The sequence below is a fragment of the Telluribacter roseus genome, from assembly GCF_017355915.2.
Taxonomy (GTDB): Bacteria; Bacteroidota; Bacteroidia; order Cytophagales; family Spirosomataceae; genus Telluribacter.
The window spans coordinates 323,394-330,358 of the sequence record NZ_JAFEUV020000007.1; the positions used below are offsets into that span (position 1 = coordinate 323,394).

6 protein-coding genes are annotated in these 6,965 nt (G+C 51.3%); 5 read left to right on the forward strand and 1 reads right to left on the reverse strand.

The window, feature by feature from the left end:
- The first annotated feature begins 79 nt into the window (after positions 1 to 79).
- From JTN23_RS15260 to JTN23_RS15270, 3 genes are all read left to right on the forward strand, one after another.
- Positions 80 to 1,738 carry a carboxylesterase/lipase family protein gene (locus JTN23_RS15260; RefSeq protein ID WP_247235720.1) on the forward strand — a complete coding sequence of 553 codons (1,659 nt, stop codon included), beginning with the start codon at positions 80 to 82 and terminating at the stop codon, positions 1,736 to 1,738.
- Between the two features lie 314 nt (positions 1,739 to 2,052).
- Complete coding sequence (locus JTN23_RS15265) at positions 2,053 to 4,596, forward strand: TonB-dependent receptor (RefSeq protein WP_247235721.1); 2,544 nt, start codon at positions 2,053 to 2,055, stop codon at positions 4,594 to 4,596.
- A 45-nt stretch (positions 4,597 to 4,641) separates the two neighbouring features.
- Positions 4,642 to 5,241: a YceI family protein gene (locus tag JTN23_RS15270; RefSeq protein ID WP_247235722.1), complete on the forward strand. Its 600-nt coding sequence runs from the start codon at positions 4,642 to 4,644 to the stop codon at positions 5,239 to 5,241.
- Between the two features lie 130 nt (positions 5,242 to 5,371).
- Here JTN23_RS15270 and JTN23_RS15275 read toward each other — a convergent pair whose 3' ends face one another.
- On the reverse strand, positions 5,372 to 5,656 hold the full coding sequence (locus JTN23_RS15275; RefSeq protein ID WP_247235723.1) for an NrtR DNA-binding winged helix domain-containing protein: 285 nt from the start codon (positions 5,654 to 5,656) through the stop codon (positions 5,372 to 5,374).
- On the opposite strand from JTN23_RS15275, the gene JTN23_RS15280 reads away from it, so the two are divergent.
- The gene (locus JTN23_RS15280; RefSeq protein ID WP_247235724.1) at positions 5,642 to 5,788 is read left to right on the forward strand and encodes a ThuA domain-containing protein; all 147 of its coding nucleotides are present in this window, start codon (positions 5,642 to 5,644) and stop codon (positions 5,786 to 5,788) included. The two genes, JTN23_RS15275 and JTN23_RS15280, sit on opposite strands and share 15 nt — an antisense overlap.
- Before the next feature lie 73 nt (positions 5,789 to 5,861).
- On the forward strand, positions 5,862 to 6,236 hold the full coding sequence (locus tag JTN23_RS15285; RefSeq protein WP_247235725.1) for a DUF3471 domain-containing protein: 375 nt from the start codon (positions 5,862 to 5,864) through the stop codon (positions 6,234 to 6,236).
- Positions 6,237 to 6,965 lie beyond the last annotated feature (729 nt).

Here is a 6,965-nt window from a genome sequence, read left to right on the forward strand (position 1 = left end):
TACTTACTGATAATCAGAGCGTGCCGAATGTCCGCACCTCAGCCATTGTTTCTTATAACCTTTATCCCACAATCAATCCATGAAACCATCAAGACGGAATTTCTTACAATCACTGGGTGTAGGTGTAGCCGGATTGGGAGCCGCTCAGCAGGCCACTGCCATGAGCTTTCAACCACCCAAAACGGCCAAGGCGGCAGCCGACGATCAGGTACTATTCGTAGGTGACAACATTGCTGTTGCCAATACAGAGTACGGAAAGGTCAGAGGATTTATCCTGCGGGGTATCCATCAGTTTCTGGGAATACCTTACGGAGCCGATACCTCCGGTAAGAATCGCTTCATGCCTCCCCAGAAACCTACGCCCTGGTCTGATGTACGTCCGGCCTTGTGGTGGGGCAACTCGGCCCCCCAGATCATGGAGAAGCGCTACGCCAATCCCTACGCCTCCTTTGTAGACCACTGGAACTACGACGATGTGTCAGAAGATTGCCTGAAACTAAACGTCTGGACCCCGGCGCTGGATACCCAGAAACGGCCGGTGGTAGTCTGGCTGCACGGAGGTGGATTTACCAACGGCAATGGCATTGAGCAGGATGGCTATCACGGCGAAAACCTCTCCCGACTGGGTAATGTAGTATTCTGCTCGCTCAATCACCGCCTCGGTCCCCTGGGCTATACCCACCTCAAAGCAGCCGGTGGTCACGCGGCATCGGGTAACGTGGGGAACCTGGATATGGTAGCTGCCCTTGAATGGGTCAAAAACAACATTGCCCACTTTGGAGGCGATCCCACCAACGTGACCATCATTGGTCAATCGGGAGGAGGAGCCAAGGTGACTACGCTGATGAACATGCCCGCGGCCAAAGGCCTGTTTCATAAGGCGGTGGCGCTTAGTGGTAGCTCGCTGTCAGGAGTTAATAAAGAGTACGCCGAAAAGCTGGGACTGAAGGTAATGGAAGAGGCGGGCCTGAAGCCGGGTGAGGTAGACAAGCTCCAGCAGATACCCTGGCGGCAGTACATAGACATCGCCAACCGCGCGGTGGAGAAAATGGCCGACGAAGCCAAACGTCTCAACCTGCAGCGCGGGGGATTCTCACCCGTAGCCGACGGTGTAACCATGAACGGGGAAGCTTTCTTTAGGGATGCCAGCCATTTCTCGGCTGATATTCCCCTGATCATCAGCTCTACCTTCCATGAGTTCAGCCCCAGCCGTACGGATGCTGCTCTGGAAAACATATCGCTGGCCGACGTGAAAGAAAAAGTGAAGCCACGTTTCGGTGATAAATCAGGTGAAATTGTGGATGCCTACGCCAAGAACTTCCCGAAGGCCCGTCCCGTGGAGATCTGGGCGCTGATCCTTTCCAACCGGAAGAATGCCGTAGCCGCCGCCGATGCTAAAGCTTCCCAGCAGAAAGCGCCCGTGTACCTGGCCTGGTTTGGCTGGCAGCCGCCCCTGTTCGATAACCGGATGCGGGCCTTCCACTGCGATGACATCTGTTTCTGGTTCTATAATACGGACCTGATGCTCACCCACACCGGAGGCGGTAAGCGCCCCCGGGCCCTGTCGGAGAAGATGGCCAAGTCATTCATCAACTTTGTCCGGACCGGCAATCCCAACGGAGGAGGGCTACCGGCCTGGAAGCCCTACACCACTCAGAACGGAGAGACCATGGTCCTGGATGATACCTCTCTCCTTGTCAATGATCCCGACCGTGAAGCCCGGAAAGCGCTGGCCTAGCAGGTAAAGTAATCTTAACCAGTAAGAGCACGCAGTGTCGGAATGGCTACCTGCGTGCTCTTTTTTAGTTTAGGCTATATAATCAATTAAGGGAAGTACTGGCGATGTTCTCCCTTTTTTGCCCGACTATTTGTCCATTTTTATCTAAAATTGGTTCATACCTGACTACTACACCTGATAGCGTACAAAAGGGGGCGAATGTCGAATAAAATAGCCGAATGGTCTAATTTCTGAATCAATATCAATAAGATGATTTTGTTTTGTAGCAGCATCTGCCTGAATGGATTATCCATCTCTTCAATCTATTTACTGCTATGAAAAATATACTACCTCTGACCACCATCCTTCTACTCGCCAGTGGCCTGGCCCTGGCGCAGTTCCCGGGCGGTCCCGGTGGACGCCCCGCTGGCGATGGTAATGGTCGCAGCCGCCCAGCCACCAGCCCTACCACTTTCAACATGGATGCCAACGTACCCCGCGGCAACTCTAAAATAAGTGGCTTCGTGGTAGACTCCTCCGTGACTAAAGCTGTTGAGTACGCTACCGTAGCCCTGTTAGACAAAGACTCCAAAAAGCCCATTGATGGTACCGTAGCTGACGAGAAGGGAAAATTCACCCTTAACCGCGTAGCCGAAGGAGAGTACCGCCTGCTGATCACCTTTATTGGCTACAAGGAGAAAGTAGTTGACAACATCAGGGTAGAGAAAGGCAAGGATCTGGACCTGGGGGTAATCAAGCTCTCGGAAAATACCGTTGAACTTGACGCCGTGAACGTGACGGGTGAACGGGCCCTGATCGAGGAAAAGGTAGACCGCCTGGTGTACAACGCCGAAAAGGATCTGACTGCCCAGGGGGGCGATGCTTCGGATGTACTCAAGAAGGTACCCATGCTGTCGGTAGACCTGGATGGTAACGTAAGCCTGCGGGGTAGCTCCAACATCCGCGTACTGATCAACAACAAGCCCTCTACCATCGTAGCCAGCAGCATTGCCGACGCTCTGAAGATGATCCCTGCTGAGCTGATCAAATCCGTAGAAGTAATCACCTCTCCCTCGGCCAAGTACGACGCCGAAGGATCGGGGGGAATCATCAACATCATTACCAAGAAATCAACGCTGCAGGGCATAACGCTGAACATTGACTCGGGTATTGGCCTCAGGGGCTCCAACCTGGGCCTGAACGGTAGCCTGCGTACCGGCAAGCTGGGCGTAACGCTGGGTGGCTTTGGTCGCGCCTTCTACAATAAATCTTTCATATCATTGGATCAGAGTGCTATCCAGAATGGTACCCGGGTACTTACCCAACAGTCGGCCGACGCCTACGACAACGGCCTCTTTGGTCGCTATAACCTGGGCTTCGACTACGAACTGGGCAAGAACCAGTCCCTGGCGGCCGGGATTAGCTTCGGCACGCGAAACTTCATCCGGGATCAGGACTACCGGACCAACATCCTGCGCAACGGCCTGATCGACTCTACCTTCAACCGTAACGTTGACAGCCGCGACCTATCCAATACGACAGATATCAACATAGACTACATCCGTACCTTCAAGCCCGGGCAGGAGTGGTCGGTGTCAACCCTGTACAGTACCAGCAACCTGACCAACAACTTTACGGCTGACCTCCTCAGCGAGTCAGGCAGCCTGAATAGCCGTCAGAAAAATATCAACGGCAACACCAACAGCGAGCTTACCGTACAAACCGACTACGTCAATCCGATTGGTAAAAACCAGCAGATCGAGTTTGGGATAAAAGGCATCTTCCGCGAAGTGAATTCCGACTTTCTCTACCAGATCGCCGGACCATCGGGCGTGTTTGCGTCGGATGTCAGAAGCCCATCCGGTTATCTGAATTACCACCAGAACATAGGGGCCGGATATGTTTCCTATATGCTTACTACCTCTAACAAGTACAGCTTCAAGCTCGGTACCCGCTACGAACATACAACCATCGATGCCGTAGATCAGTTGGGTACTATCAATATACCCGCTTACTCCAACCTGGTACCCAGCCTGAACATTTCGAAGTCGCTGGGTAAGAGTTCCACTCTGAAACTAGCCTACAACCGCCGGATCCAGCGTCCGGGTCTGCAGCAGCTGAACCCCAACTTCAACGCGGCCAACCCTCAGAATATCAATATTGGTAATCCAATGCTACGTCCTGAACTGACCGATAACATAGAACTGAGCCTGAGCACCAGCATCAAGAAGACCTACCTGAATATCTCATTGTTCAACCGCTCTACCAACAACAGCATTACGCGCCTCACCGTACCATCCGACACGCTGGCGGGAGCCGTAATCACCACCTGGCAGAACATCGGTCGCGAACAGGCTACTGGGGCCAATATCTTTGGTAATGTATTCCTGACGCCCAAGTGGACGATCAATGGGGGGGTAGATATGTACTACAGTTATCTGGAAGGTAGGCAGCAGTCGCTGAGTGGTACCTCCGAACCCGTAAGCAACTCGGGCTTTGTAGTGGGAGGACGCCTGCAGTCGCAGGTGCAGCTTCCGCGCGGCTGGGGCATCCAGGCCTTCGGGGGCTACCGTGGCAATCAGGTGCTGCTGCAGGGAAGCCAGTCGAGCTTCTACATGTACTCCATTGGAGTACGTAAGGAACTGGCAAATAAGAAGGGAAGCTTTGGTCTGGCGACGGATAACTTCCTGGGCGGAGTACGTATGGCTACCACCCTCAACTCACCGCTGTTTAACCAGCGCATGGTCAACAACATCTACAACCAGAACGTGAAGCTGACCTTCAGCTATAAGCTGGGCAAGATGAGCTTCGTGGAGAAGAGAAAGACCCGGGGGGTTCGTAATGATGACGTTAAGAGCGGCGGTGGCGACATGAATTAGTAATTTTCAATCAATCTAACCATAATCCAATCAATCACAATGTCTATGAAAAAGACGAATCTATTGCTCATGCTCCTGTTTGTAGTAGGACTCACCGCGGCCATTGCCAAGCCTACTCCGGTAAAAGTAAACACCAAGGCCAGTACCTTCAACTGGCTGGCCAAGAAAGTAACGGGTGAGCACTACGGCACCATCAACATCCAGGATGGTACCCTGATGGTAGACAAGGGTAAGCTTACCGGAGGTGATTTTACCATTGAGATGAACTCGCTGACCAACACCGACGGCAAGGATGCTCCTAACCAACGGCTGGTGACGCACCTGAAATCAGCGGACTTCTTTGATGTGGAGAAGTTTCCTGCTTCTACCTTCAAGATCACCAAGGCCGTACCTAAGGGTGGAGAGAACTACGACATTACCGGCGATCTGACCATCAAAGGCGTGAAGCAGAGTGTGACTTTCCCGGCTAAGGTCAAAGTGGACGCCAAGGGCAATGTATCGGCTGAGGCCAAGTTTGACGTGGACCGTACCAAGTTTGGCCTGCAGTACCGCTCAGGCTCGTTCTTTGAGAACCTGGGTGACAAGCTGATTTACGATACATTCACAGTGGATGTAAAGATCCTGACCGGAACCGCCGCCATTTAATATATAGATCAATTAAAATTAGTATCCTCCTAGCAGTGGATTATAAAGCACAAAAGCCTACTGATATTCGGTAGGCTTTTGCTTTGTACTACCAACAAGGTAGGTTATAGACTACTACCTAGTCCGCTTTTTAGCCAACCGACAGGTCTTCGTCGTTAAGCAATTGCTCGTAGCGTTCCTTATTGAACCGGTACAGGTAGGGTGCTTTGCTGGCCGGAATGGTAGGCCTCTTCTCCAGGCGCTCCAGCACCCTGTAGTTCATGATCTGCTTGTAGAAATTACGCCGGTCCAGCCTACGCCCCAGAATTGTTTCGTAAAGGCTCTGCAGCTCGGACATGGTAAACTCCTCCGGTAGTAAGTTATAGCCGATAGGCTGGTAGCTGAGCTGCCGAACTTCGGCATGGGCAAGTACCATCCTACGGCCTGGTACCGCACGGTAGGTCAGGGGAAGACGTTCTATACGTCAATGGGCCATGATGCAAAGGTATGGCAGGACCCACATTTTGTCCGGCTGGTAGAGAACGCCCTCCACTGGTCAGTACAATAGGTAGAATAGAGAGAGTATGGCTTGAATGAATTTATACTTATTTGTAATCGTAAATCTAAAACCAATCAACGGAATGAAGAAGAATGTTTTAATCTTTGCTTGTGTAATTTCCCTGTCGGCCAGTTATGCGGCCCCCGTTGCTGAAGTGGCTTCATCCATGGCTACCCCGGTATGTGTCGCTGATCAGGCGGATCTGAGCCAGTATGCTGGCAAGTACAAATTTGAAGGATTACCTTTTGAGTACATTACGATATCGGTTGTAGATGGCAAACTGATGATTAGTACCGGTACCGATGAGGGTGAACTCACGCCTGTTAAAGATGCGGCTGATAAATTCGACGCGGGCGGACAGGCCACTCTGACATTTACCCGCGACGCCGACCAAAAGGTAACCGGCCTTACTCTGGACGCTCAGGGCTTCACGTTCGACGGCAAAAAGGAAGCCTGATATTGATTCACTTACTGCCAAGGGAATCTCGATATAAAAGGGATTCTCTTGGCTTATGTACTAATATGATAGTGGCTACGCCTCAGGACAAACAGTAGGTAGTAGATATTCTTGCCACCGCGTTTAGTACTAATGAAAGGGTCAACTACCTCATGACAACAGACGAAGCCAGCGGATCAGAAAAAGACGACCCTTACCAGCCTGCCTTATCCCTACGACTTATCCTGCAAGCCATTGGCTTCAGAAATATCAGCTAAGCCTTTCAGTGGGAAAATCTGCTGGCAGTACACCATCCCGATACTATCTGCTACCACCTGTAGTTTCTAGGCGTACTGCCGCAATACCAGGGAAAATGCATAGGAGGCTGGTTACTGGACGAAATCCTGCCGGAAGCCAGATAAATGAACAGACTTGTCTTGCTGAAATCATCTGCATTTAAAATTTCCCCTGGTACGAGAGGCACGGCTTTACTATTTTCGAAAAATACAGCTTACCTATACGCTCAATCTGCTCTGAAGTACCTGATATGTGTATACCCGTGTCTAGTCCAACTACCTGGTATAGGTAATTTTTTCTACAAGTACTAGCGGATAAGCCCCCGGTCGCTGTACGCGATTTCCAGAGAGTAGGTGTATTGGTTAACTAGGTTATTGCAAGGGCAAAATTTGTCCACAGCGGATGCTGTTTTTGAGCCATTTGGATGGGTGTCATATTATTAATGCCTTGATG

Excerpts from the sequence above, each read along its gene's own strand:
- JTN23_RS15285 (WP_247235725.1), top strand. The coding sequence starts at position 5,862 with ATGAAGAAGAATGTTTTAATCTTTGCTTGTGTAATTTCCCTGTCGGCC.
- JTN23_RS15270 (WP_247235722.1), top strand. The coding sequence starts at position 4,642 with ATGAAAAAGACGAATCTATTGCTCATGCTCCTGTTTGTAGTAGGACTC.
- JTN23_RS15280 (WP_247235724.1), top strand. The coding sequence starts at position 5,642 with ATGGGCAAGTACCATCCTACGGCCTGGTACCGCACGGTAGGTCAGGGG.
- JTN23_RS15260 (WP_247235720.1), top strand. The coding sequence starts at position 80 with ATGAAACCATCAAGACGGAATTTCTTACAATCACTGGGTGTAGGTGTA.
- JTN23_RS15265 (WP_247235721.1), top strand. The coding sequence starts at position 2,053 with ATGAAAAATATACTACCTCTGACCACCATCCTTCTACTCGCCAGTGGC.
- JTN23_RS15275 (WP_247235723.1), bottom strand. The coding sequence starts at position 5,656 with ATGGTACTTGCCCATGCCGAAGTTCGGCAGCTCAGCTACCAGCCTATC.